Source organism: Bacillus sp. FSL R10-2201 (assembly GCF_038008665.1).
GTDB lineage: Bacteria > Bacillota > Bacilli > Bacillales > Bacillaceae_G > Bacillus_A > Bacillus_A mycoides.
On sequence record NZ_JBBOZP010000002.1, the window covers coordinates 65,546 to 85,868 of the forward strand.

General features: G+C 32.9%; 15 protein-coding genes and 10 pseudogenes. 13 read left to right on the forward strand and 12 right to left on the reverse strand.

Annotation, left to right across the window (positions count from 1 at the left end):
- The first annotated feature begins 48 nt into the window (after window positions 1–48).
- On the forward strand, window positions 49–453 hold the full coding sequence (locus NSQ69_RS27470; RefSeq protein WP_341099970.1) for a hypothetical protein: 405 nt from the start codon (window positions 49–51) through the stop codon (window positions 451–453).
- Between the two features lie 441 nt (window positions 454–894).
- Here NSQ69_RS27470 and NSQ69_RS27475 read toward each other — a convergent pair whose 3' ends face one another.
- Entirely contained in the window at window positions 895–1,170 is a 276-nt protein-coding gene (locus NSQ69_RS27475; RefSeq protein ID WP_002144367.1) for a hypothetical protein, read from the reverse strand.
- A gap of 471 nt (window positions 1,171–1,641) precedes the next feature.
- Here NSQ69_RS27475 and NSQ69_RS27480 point away from each other — a divergent pair.
- A pseudogene (locus tag NSQ69_RS27480) lies at window positions 1,642–1,782 on the forward strand (helix-turn-helix domain-containing protein); the annotation flags it as partial.
- Between the two features lie 146 nt (window positions 1,783–1,928).
- Window positions 1,929–2,054 (forward strand): hypothetical protein, encoded by a 126-nt coding sequence (locus tag NSQ69_RS27485; protein ID WP_341099971.1) that lies wholly within the window; start codon window positions 1,929–1,931, stop codon window positions 2,052–2,054.
- A gap of 159 nt (window positions 2,055–2,213) precedes the next feature.
- On the opposite strand, the gene NSQ69_RS27490 is transcribed toward NSQ69_RS27485, so the two are convergent.
- Complete coding sequence (locus NSQ69_RS27490; protein WP_016128116.1) at window positions 2,214–2,711, reverse strand: CcdC protein domain-containing protein; 498 nt, start codon at window positions 2,709–2,711, stop codon at window positions 2,214–2,216.
- A 724-nt stretch (window positions 2,712–3,435) separates the two neighbouring features.
- On the opposite strand from NSQ69_RS27490, the pseudogene NSQ69_RS27495 reads away from it, so the two are divergent.
- The 4 genes and pseudogenes from NSQ69_RS27495 to NSQ69_RS27510 all read left to right on the forward strand — a co-directional run.
- Window positions 3,436–3,867 (forward strand): annotated as a pseudogene (locus NSQ69_RS27495) (NUDIX hydrolase).
- Window positions 3,868–4,744: 877 nt separating this feature from the next.
- A complete protein-coding gene (locus NSQ69_RS27500) occupies window positions 4,745–5,023 on the forward strand; it encodes a hypothetical protein (protein ID WP_078182370.1) in 279 nt (92 codons plus the stop codon).
- Window positions 5,024–5,038: 15 nt separating this feature from the next.
- Window positions 5,039–5,296: pseudogene (locus NSQ69_RS27505) on the forward strand (hypothetical protein); the annotation flags it as partial.
- Between the two features lie 15 nt (window positions 5,297–5,311).
- Window positions 5,312–5,569: pseudogene (locus NSQ69_RS27510) on the forward strand (hypothetical protein); the annotation flags it as partial.
- A gap of 455 nt (window positions 5,570–6,024) precedes the next feature.
- Here the strand turns inward: NSQ69_RS27510 and NSQ69_RS27515 are convergent.
- Window positions 6,025–6,411, reverse strand: a complete 387-nt coding sequence (locus NSQ69_RS27515; RefSeq protein WP_215551242.1) for a hypothetical protein — start codon at window positions 6,409–6,411, stop codon at window positions 6,025–6,027.
- Between the two features lie 1,603 nt (window positions 6,412–8,014).
- Window positions 8,015–9,175 (reverse strand): tyrosine-type recombinase/integrase, encoded by a 1,161-nt coding sequence (locus NSQ69_RS27520; RefSeq protein ID WP_341099973.1) that lies wholly within the window; start codon window positions 9,173–9,175, stop codon window positions 8,015–8,017.
- Between the two features lie 353 nt (window positions 9,176–9,528).
- On the opposite strand from NSQ69_RS27520, the gene NSQ69_RS27525 reads away from it, so the two are divergent.
- Window positions 9,529–10,509, forward strand: coding sequence for a DNA-binding protein (locus NSQ69_RS27525; RefSeq protein ID WP_341099974.1), 981 nt, complete (start codon window positions 9,529–9,531; stop codon window positions 10,507–10,509).
- Window positions 10,510–11,117: 608 nt separating this feature from the next.
- The gene (locus NSQ69_RS27530; protein WP_002151817.1) at window positions 11,118–11,342 is read left to right on the forward strand and encodes a hemolysin XhlA family protein; all 225 of its coding nucleotides are present in this window, start codon (window positions 11,118–11,120) and stop codon (window positions 11,340–11,342) included.
- Window positions 11,343–11,570: 228 nt separating this feature from the next.
- Here NSQ69_RS27530 and tnpB read toward each other — a convergent pair whose 3' ends face one another.
- A complete protein-coding gene (tnpB, locus tag NSQ69_RS27535) occupies window positions 11,571–12,692 on the reverse strand; it encodes an IS200/IS605 family element RNA-guided endonuclease TnpB (protein WP_016094036.1) in 1,122 nt (373 codons plus the stop codon).
- A gap of 159 nt (window positions 12,693–12,851) precedes the next feature.
- Window positions 12,852–13,034, reverse strand: a complete 183-nt coding sequence (locus tag NSQ69_RS27540; protein WP_341099975.1) for a hypothetical protein — start codon at window positions 13,032–13,034, stop codon at window positions 12,852–12,854.
- Window positions 13,035–13,158: 124 nt separating this feature from the next.
- Here NSQ69_RS27540 and NSQ69_RS27545 point away from each other — a divergent pair, with 124 nt between their 5' ends.
- Window positions 13,159–13,587 (forward strand): cell wall hydrolase, encoded by a 429-nt coding sequence (locus tag NSQ69_RS27545; protein WP_016094038.1) that lies wholly within the window; start codon window positions 13,159–13,161, stop codon window positions 13,585–13,587.
- A 1,358-nt stretch (window positions 13,588–14,945) separates the two neighbouring features.
- Here NSQ69_RS27545 and NSQ69_RS27550 read toward each other — a convergent pair.
- The 3 genes and pseudogenes from NSQ69_RS27550 to NSQ69_RS27845 all read right to left on the reverse strand — a co-directional run.
- A complete protein-coding gene (locus NSQ69_RS27550; protein ID WP_341099976.1) occupies window positions 14,946–15,338 on the reverse strand; it encodes a hypothetical protein in 393 nt (130 codons plus the stop codon).
- Window positions 15,339–15,431: 93 nt separating this feature from the next.
- Window positions 15,432–15,723, reverse strand: a pseudogene (locus tag NSQ69_RS27840) (tyrosine-type recombinase/integrase); the annotation flags it as partial.
- A 5-nt stretch (window positions 15,724–15,728) separates the two neighbouring features.
- A pseudogene (locus NSQ69_RS27845) lies at window positions 15,729–15,893 on the reverse strand (integrase); the annotation flags it as partial.
- A gap of 42 nt (window positions 15,894–15,935) precedes the next feature.
- On the opposite strand from NSQ69_RS27845, the pseudogene NSQ69_RS27555 reads away from it, so the two are divergent.
- Window positions 15,936–16,246: pseudogene (locus NSQ69_RS27555) on the forward strand (tyrosine-type recombinase/integrase); the annotation flags it as partial.
- Window positions 16,247–16,953: 707 nt separating this feature from the next.
- On the opposite strand, the pseudogene NSQ69_RS27560 reads toward NSQ69_RS27555, so the two are convergent.
- Together NSQ69_RS27560 and NSQ69_RS27565 are read right to left on the reverse strand one after the other, a co-directional pair.
- Window positions 16,954–17,057: pseudogene (locus NSQ69_RS27560) on the reverse strand (YjcZ family sporulation protein).
- A gap of 153 nt (window positions 17,058–17,210) precedes the next feature.
- Window positions 17,211–17,315: a YjcZ family sporulation protein gene (locus NSQ69_RS27565; RefSeq protein ID WP_000505684.1), complete on the reverse strand. Its 105-nt coding sequence runs from the start codon at window positions 17,313–17,315 to the stop codon at window positions 17,211–17,213.
- A gap of 309 nt (window positions 17,316–17,624) precedes the next feature.
- On the opposite strand from NSQ69_RS27565, the pseudogene NSQ69_RS27570 reads away from it, so the two are divergent.
- Window positions 17,625–18,284 (forward strand): annotated as a pseudogene (locus tag NSQ69_RS27570) (IS6 family transposase).
- A gap of 379 nt (window positions 18,285–18,663) precedes the next feature.
- On the opposite strand, the pseudogene NSQ69_RS27850 reads toward NSQ69_RS27570, so the two are convergent.
- Window positions 18,664–18,954 (reverse strand): annotated as a pseudogene (locus NSQ69_RS27850) (DUF4183 domain-containing protein); the annotation flags it as partial.
- Window positions 18,955–19,789: 835 nt separating this feature from the next.
- Here NSQ69_RS27850 and NSQ69_RS27580 point away from each other — a divergent pair.
- Entirely contained in the window at window positions 19,790–19,984 is a 195-nt protein-coding gene (locus NSQ69_RS27580; protein WP_328019898.1) for a hypothetical protein, read from the forward strand.
- Window positions 19,985–20,323: the final 339 nt, after the last annotated feature.

Here is a 20,323-nt window from a genome sequence, read left to right on the forward strand (position 1 = left end):
CTTTCTAGACGAGCATAAGATGTACTGACGAACGAAAGGGGTAATTTTATGGGTTTTGGCTTTGGTGGATGTTGTGATTTCAATAGATGTGATGATCGGAGAAATCATCACAGAGATCACCACAGAGATCATCACAGAAGAGAAGAAAACCATAGACAGGAGAATAATAATCCAGAATTATTACAATTCTTAAGAACATTAACTCCTGGTACTTGTATTGTTATTCAATATGATTCTCAAAGACCTACAAGTGCAACATTCCAAGGTTTTCAAGGAAACAACGTAATCATTTTATCTGACTTTGATTGTTTCCCGGGATTAGCACGTATTGCGATTAACAAAATTAACGTAATCTCTATAAATTCACCTGATTGTGATCGTTTCTGTTGTAAACGTCGCAGACATTGTAAAGAACATGACGAACATGAGCATGATCATAGAGATGATTTTTAAAAATGAATGAATAGAAAAATCTTTCCCTTAATTTATAAGCCAATTTGCAAGAAAAACACCTATTAAAAAATAGGTGTTTTTCTTTTCTAAATTATACTTAACTGAATATAAATAACAAACCATTTCATATAGCGGACATATACTATTGTAAGGTCGGCATCCAAATGACCCAAATAAATACCCATGCCAAGAAATAAAACTACAAAGTATTTCTTGGCACCTTTTACATAAAATAAATAAATTTATTAAAAATGTACAAACATAATTAAAAACCTACACATATAATGTATTCTACCTTTCTATTAATTTATTAAAGGGATTTATTTTATATAAATCCCTTCTTTTTTAAGTATTTAAATACTTAATTTAATCTACATAACATAATAATTCCTAAAAACAAAATAAGATAAGAGCTTTCCCTTATCTTTATTTAAAGCGCTATTAAATTACTCGTTGAACACTAATAGCATCTAGGCTTGTCATATTAATATTCACAGCAGCATCCACCCAAATAAGAAATCCATCCTCTATACGAATAAAGACTCCTATTCCATCGATCGGATCTCCACCTAAAAAAACTCTAATTTTGTCGCCTTCCCGTAAACCATTTAATCTTCTTCGTCTTTCAAAATTCCCCAATTCCCTTACTTCCTCACGGTCTCTTTTTCTTCGGTTTCTAATACATTCATCACATTCACATCTACGTTCAAAAGACATTTAACATAACCCCTTTTCCTAAAAAACTTATTTGCACTATATATTATGAAAGAAATAAATTAATGGATTAGATGTTCTTCCTCTACCAATTGCCCAATTAGCTAATTTATTTAAAATGAAAATTACTAATTTCAACAATTGTACAAGCCATTTGTATTACTTACATACATTAACAATGAGATGATAATCATCTTATACCCCAAAACCCTAAATTACTTGTTCGGTAACTATCTTTAAAAGATAGAAAAAAGGACAGTTTTCAACTGTCCTTTTTTATTATTTACAAAGATATATATTTTGAAAATTAAACCCCTCTTACTAATAAATACATATATTATATAGTGCTCTAACACACTATTAAAAAGCACTCCCTTAAGTAAATATGTGAAGTGGATTAGCCTAAAACCGAACTTCAATAATCGGGCGCCTTAATTGAGCAAGGATCACAAAAATCATCAAACTTTATTCAAAATCTACAACAAAGCATATAAATTTCGTATCTATCCAACGAAGGAACAAAAAATATTAATTGTTAAAACCATTGGGTGCAATCGCTTTGTATTCAATTTCTTATTGAGCGAATGGGGCAGTTTATTTAAAGAAGTAAATCAAATCGCATAGGCTACAAAAAGAAAGCAAACTAAAATCGTGGGTGCTGATGACGAAAAAACACAACTCCGCTATCTGTATATAGTGTATTTATTATAGTTGGCATCCTTGAAGGAATAACTAAATCAAGCTACAAGGGTGGTGAAAAAATGGCTAAAAATAAGAATAATCAATTGAAGAACAATAAAAATGCTGTACCAAAAGCAGATGTAGAATTTGCGGGAGAAAATGGACTTGAAAAAATCGCATTAAGAGCCCCAAAAAAATCAAAATAAGTAAACAATAGGGGGCAGTATATCTGTCCCTTTGTTCCTCAAAATTAACATAGTTCTTCAAAAAATAAGCATCTTTTGTTAGCATAAAACCAATGTATTGCAAAACCTGGAAAGTCCCCTCAGAAGTTCTGAAAGTACTTTCCATTCACATAATTAGTGTTATCGTAAGTCAATGTTATTGTTAGTTTGGATTCGACTTTTGTATAGTTGACGAAATTTGATGAAAGAGATAATTCTCCAAGGTAAGATATATCCCAGTGATACAGTCATAAATAGTGCTGCTTCTGTTTCTGGACCTAGCCATTTTAAATAATCACGAAGTAAAAAACGGATAATAAGTACGATGAGAAAGGTAATAATAAAGCTCTTGTTTCTTACAGCATAAATATGCTGATCGAATCGGAGTTCATAGTGAGTGGTCCAAATAAGTGGAATTGACAAAAGAAATCCAAAGATAGCTGCACAAATCCATACCCAGCCAGTGGCATGTGCTTTTGGATTTAAGATGATGTGAATGCAGGGGAGTAACAAAAATAGTATGGGTAAGAGAATGCGGGTTCCGTTTCCTTTAATAGGGCGATACATTGCCAAAGTTCTACGCCATATGACTAACGCAGCAATTATGATTACAATAGTGTAAAACGAAGAAGAATCCATGATTTCACCTCGACACATAGAATATTTCAATTATATGGAAAGTACAGATGGTTGGATAGTGGTATTCATCCTGATTGGGGAAATATAACATTAATTTGTGATATCATATATAGGTATTTGCCATTACATACTATTGCAAGAGGTAAGCAAAGAGGCTTATCCCTTATGTATCAAGGATTACGCCTTTTTTCTTTTGAAAGATTTATAGAAAAAAACATACTTGTTTTATTAAGTATGCAGTCTCAGAATTGTCCTTATTTCCCATATAACAATCGCATATTTGCTAGTTAGTTTAATACTTTTGTAATGGAACAGCTGCAATCTAAAATTATGATTTGAGTACATGCAATATATACAATACCCCTGGCATATAGCTAATAGCGTATAGCGCTTATAGCTAAACAACAAGTCCACTGCCAAAGTAGGGCTATTTTTTCTGCCTTTTGTGGTAATATCGGTGTTGCCGTTTCACGCATTAGTTTATATTCAAGCTGTGCAGTGATAATAAAGCTGTTTAATTGTAAACGTAAAAGAGCGATATCCTAAAAACTACGATAGACGGTATAATAAAAGCAATATATATAGAAATACGTTTGCTTTCGAAAGGGAGTACATATATGAAAATAAAAAAGGGCAAAAAACACTTGGTTATGCTTTTGAACAAGCTACAAAGCATAGGAAATACCCGAAATTAATAAGGATAATTTATAGGAGGTACTTTAAAATGTTTATCGTAAATGTTGAAGGTGCTATAAGGAAAAATGATAAATGGCTTATTATTGAAAGAAGCAAAAGAGGAACATGCTGGTGGTTGGCTTTCTCTTGTGGGAGGTAAGGTAGATATAGAAGGGAATTCATCAGACATATTAGAGAGAACAGTAAAGCGAGAAATATTAGAAGAAGTCGGTGTGAGCGTAAAAGACAGGCTAAATTATGTACATAGTACGTCATTCGTAACCGATACAGGTGAAAATGTTGTGGATATTGTTTTTCTTTGCGAATATGAATCGGGGAGGCATTTTCTAAAAGTCCCGATGAGGTTGAAGAAGTATTATGGTTAACTACTGATGAAATATTAAATCACCCCAATTCGCCAATTTATTTAAAAGAAAGCATTAATCAGGCGGAAGCGTTGATTCGTATTCATTCTTCATAACGCTTTAAATTTATAATAGAAGTAAAGTTGTTATACATAAATGGGGGAAACCTTGGAATTTATCTTGTTCAATTATCGGGCGCTATTGTTGAATAAAACTTAGATTTTTAAACGACTTTATTGTTATATTTTTAAGTACAGTGAAGTATCTTATGTCGAAAATTAAACGACTATATTTTAACCCCGTCCTAAATTTAGAACGGGGTTATGCTTGTTTTAGGTTTTAAAATTAAATAACTTTATTGTCTTTTTACATCAGTATGTCTAAGTTTCAGAGATTAGTTACATAAATCTTATAGTTTTTGCACCAGAAGCCTAGCTTTCATACTGTAAAAGTTCTTTGAGGGTGAGAGGAACTCTCATGGTAAAGGAAATGCTGAATAAAGAGCATAGAATCGATTATATGGAAGGGAAATAAAATCCCGTTATTAATATAAAAGGATGTAAAGCAGTGAAAAAAGAACCTAAATTCTTGACAGATAGAAAATAAGTTCTTTCTTTGTTTGTGGAGTTTATTTAGCAGTGTGTTGGAGCACTATATAATATATGTATTTATTAGTAAGAGGTGTTTAATTTCCAAAATATATATCTTTGTAAATAAGAAAAAGGACAGTTTTCAACTGTCCTTTTTTCTATCTTTTAAAGATAGTTAACGAACTGGTAATTTGGGATTTGGAGTATAGTAAGATGATTATCATCTCATTGTTAATGTATGTAAGTAATACAAAATGGCTTGTACAATTGTTAAAATTAGTGATTTTTTTTGATAAATTAGTTAATTGGATGTTTGATAGAGGAAGAAAGTCTAATCAATTAATTTATTTTTTTCATATTATATAATGCAGATAAAAATTTTTAGGAAAAAAGGGTATATTAAATGTCTTTTGAACGTAGATGTGAATGTGATGAATGTAATAGAAACCGAAGAAGAAGAAGAGAACGTGAGGAAGTAAGAGAACTGGGGAATTTTGAAGGACGAAGAAGATTAAACGGTTTACGAGAAGGCGACAGAATTAACGTGTTTTCAGGCGGAGGTCAGATCGATGGAACAGGCGTCTTTATTCGTATAGAGGATGGATTTCTTATTTGGGTAGATGCTGCTGCAAACATTAATGTGACAAGCCTAGATGTTATTAGTGTTCGACGCGTAGCTTAATAGCATTTTAAATAATGTGAATATGTTAAACGTAATAGAAACCGAAGAAATAGAGACCATGAGGAGGTGAGCGAAGTGGGAAATTTTGAAGGACGAAGAAGATTAGATGGTTTACGAGAAGGCGACAGAATTACAGTTTTTTCAGGCGGAGGTCCGATCGATGGAACAGGCGTCTTTATTCGTATAGAGGATGGATTTCTTGTTTGGGTAGATGCTGCTGCGACTCTTAATGTGACAAGCCTAGATGTTATTAGTGTTCGACGCGTAGCTTAATAGCATTTTAAATAATGTGAATATGTTAAACGTAATAGAAACCGAAGAAATAGAGACTATGGGGAGGTGAGCGAAGTGGGAAATTTTGAAGGACGAAGAAGATTAGACGGTTTACGAGAAGGCGACAGAATTACAGTTTTTTCAGGCGGAACTGCGATCGATGGAACAGGCGTCTTTATTCGTGTAGAGGATGGATTTCTTGTTTGGGTAGATGCTGCTGGGACCCTTAATGTGACAAGTCTAGATGTTATTAGTGTTCGACGCGTAGCTTAATAACATTTTAAATAAATATAAGGAAAAGATAGGATAAGAGCGAAGGGCTCTTATCTTTTTTTAGGAATTATTATGTTATGTAGGTTAAATTAAGTATTTAAATACTTAAAAAAGGGATTTATATAAAATTAAATCCCTTTAAGGAGATAATAAGAGAGGTAGGGTACATTATATGCATAGATTTTTAATTAGGTTTGTACACTTTTAATAAATTTATTTATTTTATGTAAAAGGTGCCAAGAAATACTTTGTAGTTTTATTTCTTGGCATGGGTATTTATTTGGGTCATTTGGATGCCGACCTTACAATAGTATATGTCCGCTATATGAAATGGTTTGTTATTTACGTTCAGTTCAGTAAATTTAGGAAAGAAAAACACCTATTTTTTAATAGGTGTTTTTCTTGCAAATTGGCTTATAAATTAAGGGGAAGATTTTTCTTTTAATTAAAATTTATTAATCTTCTCTATGATCATGTTTATGTTCTTCATGTTCTTTACAATGTCTGCGACGTTTACAACAGAAACGATCACAATCAGGTGAATTTATAGAGATTACGTTAATTTTGTTAATTGCAATACGTGCTAATCCCGGGAAACAATCAAAGTCAGATAAAATGATTACGTTGTTTCCTTGAAAACCTTGGAATGTTGCACTTGTAGGTGGTTGACGATCATATTGAATAACAATACAAGTACCAGGAGTTAATGTGTGTAAGAATTGTAATAACTCTGGATTGTTATTCTGTTTTCTTCTATTGTCTTCTCTTTCTTCTTTTCTGTGATGATCTCTCCGATCATCACATCTATCGAAATCACAACCTCCACCAAAACCAAAACCCATAAAATTACCCCCTTTCGTTCGTTAGTACATCTTATGCTCGTCTAGAAAGGATGGTGTGAGTATAGGAGTCTAGTTAAGTGTGGATTTTTTATGTAAATATGAAAATGGTTTAATAATATTATTTTTGGTTCTGGTGCAAAAAATCTATAAAACTTGGACATACTGATACTATTATTCTAAAAAGGTGTGTAATTGGTATGGAACGAATTGAAGTTGCTGAAGAATTAATTGAGGATATGAGGGAGTGTTTTTTGAGCGGAACATCCTTAAGGTGTGAAGCTAATGATTTTAATATCGTATCTTAGCTGATAGAAGAAGTGACGCGTAAATCCGAGTAAAAACTTCATTTGACACAACAAAGTAGCCAGCTTGATTAGCTAACCACTTGTTGTACAAAAGAAAATTAGGCCCTACAAGTTAGATTGTGTAACTTTAAAGTCACAGTTATAGTATAAACTGGATTGGAAATGTTATTCGGAAGGGGATATAACAAAAATATCATTTTGTGGAGATTATTTACACATAAAAAGAGCGCTTATATAGCGCTCTTTAAAAGGTAGGCTTCAGATTACACCTGCCCATATGTAATCTGCAGGCATGTGTAGCATATGTAAACTTGAATTGTGCAAATAAATTAACAATACAGGAGTAGAGTAAAAGTGTTTATGAACGGTGGGACAGAGTACAAATTTAATAGGAATTCCGAACAATTAATAGGTTTTATTTAAATATATGGGAAATAATTAAGAACAAGTTGGTTCGTATCAATGATGTAATGATTAGGTCTACTAATATTTCTTAGCTAAAATTTATATCAACGCATACATCACCAATTAAATTTTATATCTTGTTCGTATAAAAAATGGTCTATAACAGGTTCTTATTCTTTGTTATATTGAAACTACACAATCAACGTATTTAAAACCTTTTTAGGCATAACAAGAATTAATGGTCATACAATGATATAGAAAAGTGTATCCAACATATAAATCATCTCTGGCACTCTGAAAAGACACCTCATTAAGGTGTCTTTTTACTTTTCACCTTTCAAGAAGAATAAGCATACTAAAGTATAGGCCGAGCTTAACCGCTCCTATTCTATTCGCACAACAAAGCAGCTAGCTTGATTAGCTAACTATTTGTTGTACAAAAGAAAATTAGGCCCTACAAGTTAGGTTGTGTAACTTTAAAGTCACAGTTATAGTATAAAACGGATTGGAAATGTTATTCGGAAGGGAATATAATAAAAATTTCATTTTGTAGAGATTATTTACACATGAAAAAAAGCGCTTATATAGCGCTTTTTAAAAAGTAGGTTTCAGGTCACACGCCCAAATGTGATCTGAATACATGTGCATAAGTAGCATATGTAAATTTGAATTGAATTGTGCAAAAAATTAACAATACAGGAGTGGAGTAAGTAAGTTCGTATCAATGATGTAATGATTAACCCTACTAATAATTTCTTCGCTAGAATTTATATCAACGCATATACCACCAATTGAATTTAATTGTATATCCCGTTCGTATAAAAAAGCATCCATAACAGATTCTTCTTCTTTATTATATATAAATTATACAGTTAATCTTAATATAAATGAAATTAGAATTCATCTTCCTTAATTAGATTGCCAGCATCGTTATCTTTCGTTAATCTTTGTTTTAGGTAGTTTTCTTTTGTTGTCCGGTCATTTTTATGACCTACTGCAGCCGCTATTACATGAGGTGCTAGCCCCTTGTAGTCATATAAATACTGCACATAAAAATGCCTAAAGAAGTGAGGAGTAATTCGTATATTCTCCGTAAAGGATAACTGTGAATCCTTTATTATCTTAGAAATATATTGTGATAGATAATTTTCTCTATAAGCAGTATGGTTCTTGGTTTGAAATATGGTCCCGCCATTTATATTTCCGATATCTACAGGCAATCTTCTACGTATTCGGAACGAAACGATACGGTTAAAAATCTCCTTATTAATAGAAACAATCCGTTCATTATCTCCCTTTGTATCAACTGTTAAATAGTAACGTTCACGTATAGAGTCATACTCAAGATCTTCCCACTTTGCATGGGCTATTTCCGCGACACGTAACCCTGTAGTAGCAAGGACAGATAGTAAGGCGTAATTGATTTCATTCTCTTTATAATAATGAAGCAGGTGCTTCACTTCCTCATATGATAACTCACGCTTTGGTTTATGTTGTTTATTCACCGCCGTACTTAGAATCTCTACATGAAGAGGCTTCTGGATATATTGGATTTCGTATAGCCATTTCAAATAAGAACGGATTACACCAAGCTTCCGACTAATCGTAGATGCCTTGTAATTTTCTTTTGATTGATAGGAGATTGCGTCCTGGGATAACCATTTTTGATAGTTACGGATATGGCGCTTTCTTAGATTCCTCCAGACTTGGCCAACTTTATAGTCTTTTACATCTTGCTGTAGAAATTCTGTACTTTGTTTGATAAAGAAGTAAAACTGACTCAGATCACGAGCGTATAGAATTCTTGATTCATCTTTTATACGTTTCTCCTGGTCAAAATGTGTTTGTCGGTTCAAGTAATAGTACAGTATCTCTTCGTCTGAAAATCCCTCGTATGTATAAGTATCTTCTCTTTCATTATTTTCCTTTTTAAATTCAGCTTCATTTATATAATCACGATTCCATACTGCAATTATGTTTGTTAAATTTTGTTTTTGTTTCTCTATATTTTCTAAAGAAGTTTCATTATGAATCGTATTCAATTCAAATTTCATTACTCTTCAACTCCTTATTAATTACCTTTATATCTATTATTATAACTGATGTATATTCAAAATTATTTACAAAGTAAAATTAAATTTTATAAAAATGAAAATGTAAAACAACTATAGAAAACTGCACATTTTCTATGTTCATAATAAAATTAAACTTATAAATAGACTGAAAGAAGATTTAATTACGTATAAAAATTAATTTAATTAGTAAACAAAAAAAGAATATGTTTATCTATGTAAAAAAATAAACGTTTCCTATGATATAATAAATCCGAGTATCTATTTTTGAAATTAAAATTAAATTTAATCAATAAATTTATTAAATATAAATTAAATACATGAGGAGAAATAATATGGATGAAAATCAGCATCTCAATATGAATACAACAGAAGTAAGGGAGTTTTTGGAGATTAGTAATTTTATTGTGAATAAACTTGTAAAGAAAGGGCAATTAGTTCCAATTAACAAAGATACATGGCGATTAGATGGGAGTTTCCTTTTCAGAAGAGCGGATGTAGAAGCAATAAAAAAGGCAAGAGAACCTGAAGGTATTACTCTGTACCAGGCTAGTAAAAAATATGATGTAAGTATATATCAATTAGAAAGATGGATAGAAGATGGGGAATTAGCAGCCACTATACAAGAATACCGTAATCGTGAAACTAAATTCATACGAGAAGAAGAGTTACTCAAGCTTGTACATCGATTAGATCAGGCAAATGCACTTTATACATATTCTCAAAAGTATAATACCGTTTTATTCCATAGATACATGCAGGGGAATACGATAGCAAGAGTCATTTCTATTCCAAAGCGTGGAGATATTATGTTAATTGATGAGTTCGGAAATGAATTTACCTTAAAAGAAGCAAAAAAATTAGGATATGAACAAGCTTATGATCTGACTGATAAACCTCGGAGCCATCATCAAAGATTTATTAAGTTCCGTTTACCTAAGTCTGATCAATTACGTAGTAGTTCTTTCCAAAAAGTTGACTTAATACTCCAATATGTCTCACCAAGAAATTTAAAAATTTCAGAAGAAGCAGGATTTTGGTATTTTGATGTACGCCAATCTCTTATTGAATTACCAATGGGTATGCAAATGGAATGGATTGAAAGTTTATCACCATATTTAATAGAAGGAAGATTAGTAAAACGCGTTAATAATAGTGTGTATTTAGATAGCAGCAGCGTTACAAAACCAGTTACGATATCCAGTAAAGAATATCAAGCTATTTATAAAATAGTCGAAGAAACAAACAGCACTATTGAAGAATTTATTGCGTCCGCTATTCGCGACAAAATCAATTACTATCAAAATACACAATAAACGTATTTAAAAGCCATTTTAAGCATAACGAGAATTGATAATCATATAATGATACAGAAAGGTCTTTTCCAGGGTAGCTACCTCTTATATACCAAAAAGACACCTAATTAAGGTGTCTTTTTACTTTTCACCTTTCAAGAAGAACAAGCATATATTAAAGTATAGGACGAGCTTAACCGCTCCACCTTTATTCCGATTTTCAGTTAAAACTCCTTATCACATTAAGAGCATCTACAGCCTTGGATGCTCTCTTTTTATTGAACAAAATGGGCATTTAATGTTCTGTAGGGGCAGACATAGATGCAGTAATAACCGTAGAAATTGGTAAAATCCTTTGAAAGAGCGTGTTTCTTCACAGTACTCGTTTTTTTGTTCATGGATTTTCTGAACTCTTTATGTTCTAACAAAACAACCGACTCCAATTAACTAGTACACCCACCAGACAATTAACAAATGTTTGTACTAGTTTAGTAATGATAAATAGGATTGGGAAAGATATATATAATAAGGCTTTGACATGAAAATAACTTCCATACATTCACATCGAAAAAGCTTGTCTCATAATATATAGGGATTGTTCTATTAAAATATCCAAAGGATGTGAGTATATGGAAGACTTAAATGTGAAAATTGACAGTCTAAAATCAGAACAAAAAGAGATCATGCGTGATATTCGTAATTTAGAAACTCGAATAATAATTAACGAGAAAGACATTTCTACAATTAATAAGCAATTAGAAAAAATCAGCACGAATACCTCTTGGATTTTACGGATTATTATCAGTACGATAATTATGGCCGTTCTAGGTTTGATACTAAGAGGGACAATTTAAAATTCCCAAAGGTATTTTTTGAAGAGAGACAAGTGTCTCTCTATTTATTTTGAGGAGACGCATGTCGGAAAAAGATAAAGTACTAACTTGAATCATATTTCTCAAAAGTAAATGTAAATAAGTAACCCCAACTATTGAAACTACATAATCCTTTTGAACTACCCCCACTTTCACTTCGTTTAGAAGTGGGGGATTCCTAAGTAAAGAGTTCTATCGAACTCTAATTTATTAGGCTATCTCCGCAGTCCTTGCGGTTAGAAGCCTTATCGCTTCATTCTTTAGATTGATACTTGCGTTAATATCCCTATCATGATGTGTATCACAAGTAGGGCAGTCCCATTTACGTAGGTTTAGGTTTTTAACGTCTTTGTTTTGATATCCACAACAAGAACACAATTGGCTTGAAGCAAATGTTTTCGATACGACAATGACTTGTTTGCCGTACCATGTTGCTTTATATTCCAACATGGTTCGAAACTGTGACCATGATACCTCACTAATTGCTTTTGCTAACTTATGATTCTTTAACATATTCGATACTTGCAAATCTTCTATACCGATAACATCGTGGTTTTTGATGATTTCAGTTGAGACTTTGTCCAAGTAATCTTTTCTAGCGTTTGTCATGTATTCATGAATTCTAGCAACCTTTACTCGTTGTTTATTCCAGCGAGAAGATCCTTTCGTTCTTCTAGAAAGAACACGCTGTGCTTTCGCTAACCTCTCTTCTAATGATCGAAAAAACTTCGGATTTTTATAGGTTGTTCCATCTGACAAAATGGCGAAATCTTTTAGTCCTACATCAATTCCAATGTAAGAATGTGTTTTCGGAAGTTCTTGCACTTCTGTTTCAACTAACAATGACACAAAGTATCTGCCAGAAGGATTCCGTCTAACCGTAACATTTAAAATACGTCCATTTACTTCACGACTTTTGGCAAATCGAACAAGACCTAGTTTCGGCAATTTCATTTTGTTTCCTACAACGGCAATATTTTCATTTGTTTGTTTTGTGGTGTAAGATTGTACAATGTTCTTCTTAGATTTAAAACGCGGGGCACTGTTTTGCTTTTTGAAAAAACGTGTATAAGCATCCGCAAGGTTGCGAACAGACGACTGAATAGCAATACTATCTACTTCTTTTAACCAAACAAACTCTTTCTTCATGGCGGGAAGTTTGGCAGAGCATGTACCATATGTCAAACCTTTACCTGTTTCTTTGTATGCGTTATCCCATAGAGATAGGAAATGATTGAATACAAAACGAGAACAACCAATCGTTTTATTGATTAGAGTTGCTTGTGCTTTATTTGGATATATACGAAATTTATATGCTTTATTGATAATCATTCATTTCACCTCCATTTCGACATGCATCTATTATACAACAAACGTACATTCGATAGGTAGTGAAGTGATCATGACAAATTGTCCAGTAACACTTTACATATGTCGAACAATTAAGATGGCTTCATGCCATCCCTTGTTCGAAGCCAATTCATCTCCCACCTACTCACTGGGCTGTGGCCCTTCACGTTCCTTGAGGAAGGAGTTTTCTTGGCTAAAATGATAAATACCTCTATTCATGAGTTTATTTAGCAATTTTTCTTCACCTGTCGTTCCATCTTTAAGACTCATACCAATGACAATACAAATCCTTCCATGAAAGAGTCTATATTCAAGTACCATCATCCTTCCTATTCAAGAGTAATTATCTTTCATCCTTCGTAGACATAGCAATCTATATTATGTGAAAAAGTCATTATCCTGACTAATAAGTAATACTATAAGAAGAAAATATAATGGGGGTGAAGTCATGGGGGTTGTTAACGCTACAGATGCAGATATTGCACTTTTAGCAAGATTACTGAGAGCAGAAGCCGAAGGAGAAGGAACTCAGGGTATGCTGCTCGTCGGAAATGTAGGAATTAACCGAATAAGAGCCAATTGTTCCGATTTTAAAAATCTTCGTACCATTAGACAAATGATTTTCCAAGAACACGCATTTGAAGCTGTTACTCACGGTTATTTCTATCAAAGAGCAAGAGAAAGTGAAAAAAGCTTAGCTCGTCGAGTAATCAATGGAGAGAGGTACTGGCCTGGGAAATTTAGTTTATGGTATTTTAGACCACCAGGTGATTGTCCTCAACAATGGTATAATCAGCCTTTTGTCGGGCGTTTTAAAAAACACTGTTTTTTTCAACCAACAGCCGCAACTTGTGAACAGGTTTATAACACATTTTAAACAGTGATAAAAACAATCTGTAATTAAAAAAAGTATAAAAGAGCGTTAATTTAACACTTGTTTGCTAGTTTTAGGAGTGGTGTCAGGATTTTGCAGATTTACAATGTTAAGATAAAAAACTTTGTATCAATAGGGTTGCTCCTATTGAAATGTGAAGTTAGTGAACTACTCACCACTTAGCTGACGCTTGAAGTGGGAGCTTCTTGGGAAGTAAGTGATTTTTACTAGTCACTTATGTTTACCAATCTAACAGGGTAGCCCCTCCCCCTAAAAATAGTATGAGTACGTTAGACACATATACGCTACTTTCTTCGCCTGCTTTTCACATATTTCAGTAGCGCAGGACGATAGAACGTTGAAGATTTTACCTTGTAGACGAATTTCCTACAACAACCTTATATCTTCAGTTTTCAAAGAGCGATCTGTATAAAAGTATAGGGTAGCAAATATGTTGGCTTACGCAAACCAAAATTCATCTGCCACTTACCGTTGGGCTATCGTCCTGCACACGCTTGAGTAAGGAGAATTCTTTCGGGAAGTGCGGTTAGAAATAATTTAAAGAAATCTAGATAAAACAAAAAAACACAGATAAATTGCTATCCATGTGTTTTTTGTATCTATTTTTATCATTTAATCCTTAATTATATAATATGAATAACTTGTTGACACTCCCACCCCTAAAGGGGCAAGCTGACTAACGTCAGTGGGATTCTTGCTACCAAAGGCGAAGTCCATTTCTGGTATCGCTGACGTGCAAGATTGCGGTATGCCATCACCACTCTCACGACAGACCGTATAGGTTCGTGAGCTACGGTACTATAACCATACCGTGCAGATCGTTGCGTGTTCATATGTTTTAGCCTCTTGTTTTTGACGACACATATCATTTTACCGATAGCGTGAATTCGGCTATCGAACTCCATATGATATCTTGTTTTCAAGGAACATATAGGCGTTTTAAAGACTTGTGCTTTTCTATAGTTCAAGTATAACCAAAACACAACTGTTTTTCTATGAAAAAGCGATACTTTCATCCCATGCCTAAAGGCGGACTAAAGTCCGATATGGGATTTCCCACATCGCGAAATCTATAATTAACTTGTACATTTTTATAAATTTATTTGTTTTATGTAAAAGGTGCCAAGAAATACTTTGTAGTTTTATTTCTTGGCATGGGTATTTATTTGGGTCATTTGGATGCCGACCTTACAATAGTATATGTCCGCTATATGAAATGGTTTGTTATTTACGTTCAGTTCAGTAAATTTAGGAAAGAAAAAACACCTATTTTTTAATAGGTGTTTTTTCTGCAAATTGGCTTATAAAATTAAAGGAAAGGTATTTCTATTCAATCATTTTTAAAAGTCATCTTTATGATCATGATCATGTTCTTCACATTCTCTACAATGCTTCTTACGCTTGCAACAGAAACGATTACAATCAGGTGAATTTATAGAGATTACGTTAATTCTGTTAATCGCAATACGTGCTAATCCTGGGAAACAATCAAAGTCAGATAAAATAATTACGTTGTTCCCTTGAAAACCTTGGAATGTTGCACTTGTAGGTCTTTGAGAATCATATTGAATAACAATACAAGTACCAGGAGTTAATGTTCTTAAGAATTGTAATAATTCTGGATTATTATTCTCCTGTCTATGGTTTTCTTCTCTTCTGTGATGATCTCTGTGATGATCTCTCCGATCATCACATCTATTGAAATCACAACCTCCACCAAAACCAAAACCCATAATAATTACCCCCTTTCGTTCGTTAGTACATTTTATGCTCGTCTAGAAGGGATGGTGTGAGTATATGAGTCCAGTTAAGTGTGGATTTTTCATTTAAATATAAAATTGATTTAATAATACCATCTTCTCCTCTTTAATTAATCAACATATTTCAGTTTGATTTGCGGTGTACTATGACGGATTGTTTCTTGTAACATGGCTACCAATGGATTCTATGTTGAAAAAAACCCTGTTTTTTACAGTTGTCGATGAGCATGAATCCTACTAATGGGTTTGTTTCTTTTTCGAGAAGGGAATGACTAGATACTTTTTAGTGCTGGGGATACGAATCGATTTTATGAAAAGTGGAAGTTAAATTAATCATCTTTTCTTTCTTTGTTTTTCCTCCTAACTAGATATAAAGTCCTTATCTCGTAATGCCCGATCAGATTGTTCGGTTTGAATTACACTTTCTATAGGGCTTGGTAAATCAAATGATTTATAAATTCGATTAGGAGTAGTATAAATACCATGTATAGTTTTGTCTAAATAATGACGTTCTTCCTTTGTATAATAAGTAATCAGTAAAGTGTTGAGTTGTTTTTTCTACAATTATAAAAAGATATGGATGAGAAGAAAAAGTGAAAGAGGACATAAAAAAGAGTTATGTAGCGGAGATTCTTTCGTTTTGTCAATGTACGGCGTAACAGGCGGAAGAATTTGAATTGAACGGGGAAGGCGTATAGCGCTATGCTTCTTTATTAAAAATATTATGGCCTTGGCATATATGTAGATATAGTAACTGGTTAAAAAGCGTGAAGAATGGAAAGAGAAATTCCAGTTCTAGCGTCAACGCTCGCGAAGAAAACAGTACTGATACGTTCTATTTTTAGCATCTACATGTATTTGGGTATAGAGAAAAACCTCTTTAAGAAGAATTGTAGCGTGCAAATGTAAACGAACAAGATCGCCCTACTCTATGAGGAGGTCATGAAAATATCCAAATAACGAAGCTTTACTTGGAGAAACAAATGAAACGAAAAAATAATGTAGGAATGACTTTTGCAGATATGTTCAATTGAATTTCTTGTGAATCTCAAATATAGTAAGGGAAATGTATATAAAAAGATCACTTGTCTTGGAAACAAGTGATCTCTTCATTAGATAAATTGCTACTTACCAAGAGCAAGTAGTCGTTATCCCATACATATGTTCAGGAGATATTATAACACAATTTTTTTAGTTATATAGAGGGGAGCATCAGGATTTTTCTTTATAAAAGAATAACCCTCTAAGGTGCCTTCCTCCGACTTGAACCACGTTCATTAATATAAATTTTTCCGTATTATCCCTTGGTTATACGTGTAAACACATCCTATAAAACAGAATCGTCTATATGCACTAGATTGTTAGTACACAACATACAAAAGAATTGAGATCAGTATCAGAGTGACGCCATATCTTTTAAAATGAACGATATGTTATGCTTTTCAAAAGAATCTGCTTTAAAGGATGCATCCACATTCATTGTTTTACTATATTTATTATTAATTATATGTATATTTTTGATGTTAGGCATAATTGCATTATTTAGGTAGTGTGTATAGAAAAGGGACTCTAATAACAGTGCCCTTTCCTAGTATCCGAATCTGCCGCCCCAACAGCTACATCCGATAATGATTAAATGATCAGTAAAGCAAAGCCGCCACCAAAGCCACCGCAAGAACCACCGTAACTCATAATTTTTCCCCCTTTAATTAGAAGAATTAACAATGGGATAGATTGTTGTTTTAATGGGTTTACATTACTGTATGTTTTTATGGAATGAATGAGAAATTCCGTTTAGAAATAAAGAAAAGACACTCATGTAAGAGTGTCTTTTCTGATAGTTTTTTAGCAGAAGCAAGCAGCTCCAACTATGATTAATAAAATAAATAATACAACTAATAAAGCAAAGCCACCAGCAAAGCCGCCGCCACAACTACCACCAAATCCCATAATGGTTCCTCCTTTTGGTAAGAGGGTAAAACGAGGGGTCACTCAACAATTTTAACGGATTCATTTTACCTTATGTTTTTATAGAGTAATTGAGCAGGTCCTTTTAAAAAAAGAAAAGACGTCATAAGACGGGTAGATTAGGTTTTAATTTTCCAATCTAAAGAAATTAGGTTCTGGTGCAAAAACTCTAAAGTTCTTGCCAGTAATCTCCTAAACTTGGACATACTGATAGTATTACTCTAAAAAAGGTGTGTGATCGGTATGGAAAAGGGAAATTTGTTCAAATGGAAGCATTATCAGCCGTAACTAATCTTATTAACAGTAAGGTGGTACCTACGGTACAGATTGAGCTTCCGTAACCTGGTGGAAATGATGGAGGAAAGAGGAGTATCCATTGCTCACACAACGATTATGTGCTGGATTCATCAATAGGGAACTCAATTAGAGGAGAAAGTACGACATCATCTAAAATCAACAAATGATTCATGGAGAGTCGATGAAACCTATATTAAAGTAAAAGGGTAATGGATGTATTTATATCGTACCGCTGATTCAGAAGGGAATACCATTGATTTTTATCTAAGTAAATCAAGAGATAAACAAGCCACCAAGTGTTTTTTCATGAAAGCCTTGGCTTTTTCGTACGTTTCTAAACTTCGCGTGATAACAATAGATAAGAACCCTGCCTATCCTGTAGCAATTCAAGCGTTGAAAGAAGAAAAACATATGCCTGAAGGCATAAAGCTAAGACAAGTTAGATATCTCAATAATATAGTGGAACAAGATCATCGTTCTATTAAGAAACGTGTGCGTCCTATGTTGGGGTTTAAGTCATTTAAAACTGCAACTTCTATATTGATTGGTGTTGAAGCCATGCATATGATTAAAAAAGAACAGATTGATTTACGGGATCAGTCTGTTCAAAATCAGAAAGAATTCATCCATCAATTATTTGGGCTAACAGCATAAAATGCAATTCCGCTCGAAATATATGCGCTATATTCTCTTTTATTTTATCTTTGCACCAGAACCGCATTTCTGGCCATTAACACCATATAAAAGTTATAAAGAAAAATAAGAGAGCTAGAATTAAAAAACGAACAATTAAAAGGTATAAATAAAATTTCTAAATACAATTATTATAATGTATTAAAACTTCCAGATTCCCGGGGATTACTGTATAATAGCTCAATATTTTTGAGTTCACTATAATAATACAAAATTATTTAGGGAGAGAGTGTGGGAGATTTTCTCTTAGAGAGAAAATATTGATTGAATTGAAAAAGGAAATAGTATTATATGTAGGTGTTTTTGAATGAGTGCTCTTTTTACAAATTAAAGAGCAGCTAACAAAAGTTAACTGCCCAGTTACAACCTGGTACGAAGATAGTGGCTGAAGAATTCCGTTTATAAATAAATTAATATAGGAAACATCACTTGGTGACAATATCTGTGTTATCCGATATTGAGGTAAGCCATCAGCATTTGTATAGACAAGTCTTTGTTCGTCTGAAAAAGTAAAATACAATACATTTGTCGTTTGTATTGCTCCAACAGGACCCGTTACTCCGATTGGACTCGTTGGAAAAGTAATGGATGGGAGTGGCGGAAGAATCGGCCCTATAGTTGCAGGATCTATAAACCTTTGAGTATCAGAAATTCTTCTAAATCGGTCCACACCAACACCTCCTTCCCTCTAATATTTACTAGATGTTAAATTATATAAAATGTTAAAGATCAATTTACAAACACTGTTTTCATCTTTCTATTTTTTCTTTTACATTCTCCGGTTCTTCCCATGTAAACGCACTGCTCATTTCTTGACCAGAATTAAAATCAGAATCGACTACTTGATGAGAAACGATACTGACTTTTTGAATTTCCTTTATTTCTGCAATCTCCCCATTAGGTGTTTTTATAAAAAAATTTCACGCTATTAAGGTTTTGATTCATCTCTCATGCCCTTTTTCTATTTAAATAACGATTTTGTTAAAAATCTGCACACATATTAAAAACATACATACAATAATCATAGTCACATTTTTCGATATGAGTCTTGCTCATAGAGCGCCTTAAAAGCGCTCTTTATCTTTAAATAACCAGTTTCTTCAAATACACTCACCATTCTCATAAAACAAGCATATGTTTACATAGACAAGACATAGATTTTTGTATAGGCATGCGCAATTTCTGCGCATGTTTTTTTATTTCAATACAAGATAAGGACTTTGTTCTGCTTTTTTATTTGAAACATATAAATAAAAATGTGGTAAGTAATTATCTTGATCATTGAGTGACTTTTATTAAGGCGCCTATACAATGCGCTCTTTTTTTGCGTATATTTTTGTCTCAAATAACTATTTTGTTAAATTTCTCAATTCACAAAGTACTAACTTTATAAAATGAGTTCATACATATTTATTGAATACATATTAAGTTCTTATAAAATCAAATGATTTTAGGAGCTGATTAGTATGACAAGTAAACCACTAGTAATAACACTTCCTCCTATATCAAAAATCAAAATCATATTTTATTCTTCTTCTGGTGAAATAATTAACCACACTTTTTTAACAAACGAAACTTCAGAACCTATAGCAACGTTTGTATATTGTCCTATAGAATTCGAAAAATTTGAAACTAAAAGAATGCCAGTCCTTATAAAATAATTTTTCATAGATAATCCCCACATCCATCAACTTAATATTTTATAGCTCTTCCAGAACGAAATTTTCGTTTTGGGGGTGATTTGTATTCTTAACCTGATAGGCATGTTATTAAATGATTTTTGAACCAGAACCAAAAAGATCACCCTAAGGTGATCTTCTTATGTAGGGCGGGAAGACATCGGTCTTCCCTTCGGGTTGCCCCGATGGAAAGGGCGTTTTGTTTCCAAAACTGTTTTTCCTAATTACATAGTATGCAAGAGTTTCAGTTTAGTTCCTAAATTATTCAATAAAAAACTAAAAGTTTAATATATAACTTTTGTTTTTTTATTTCTGATCAAA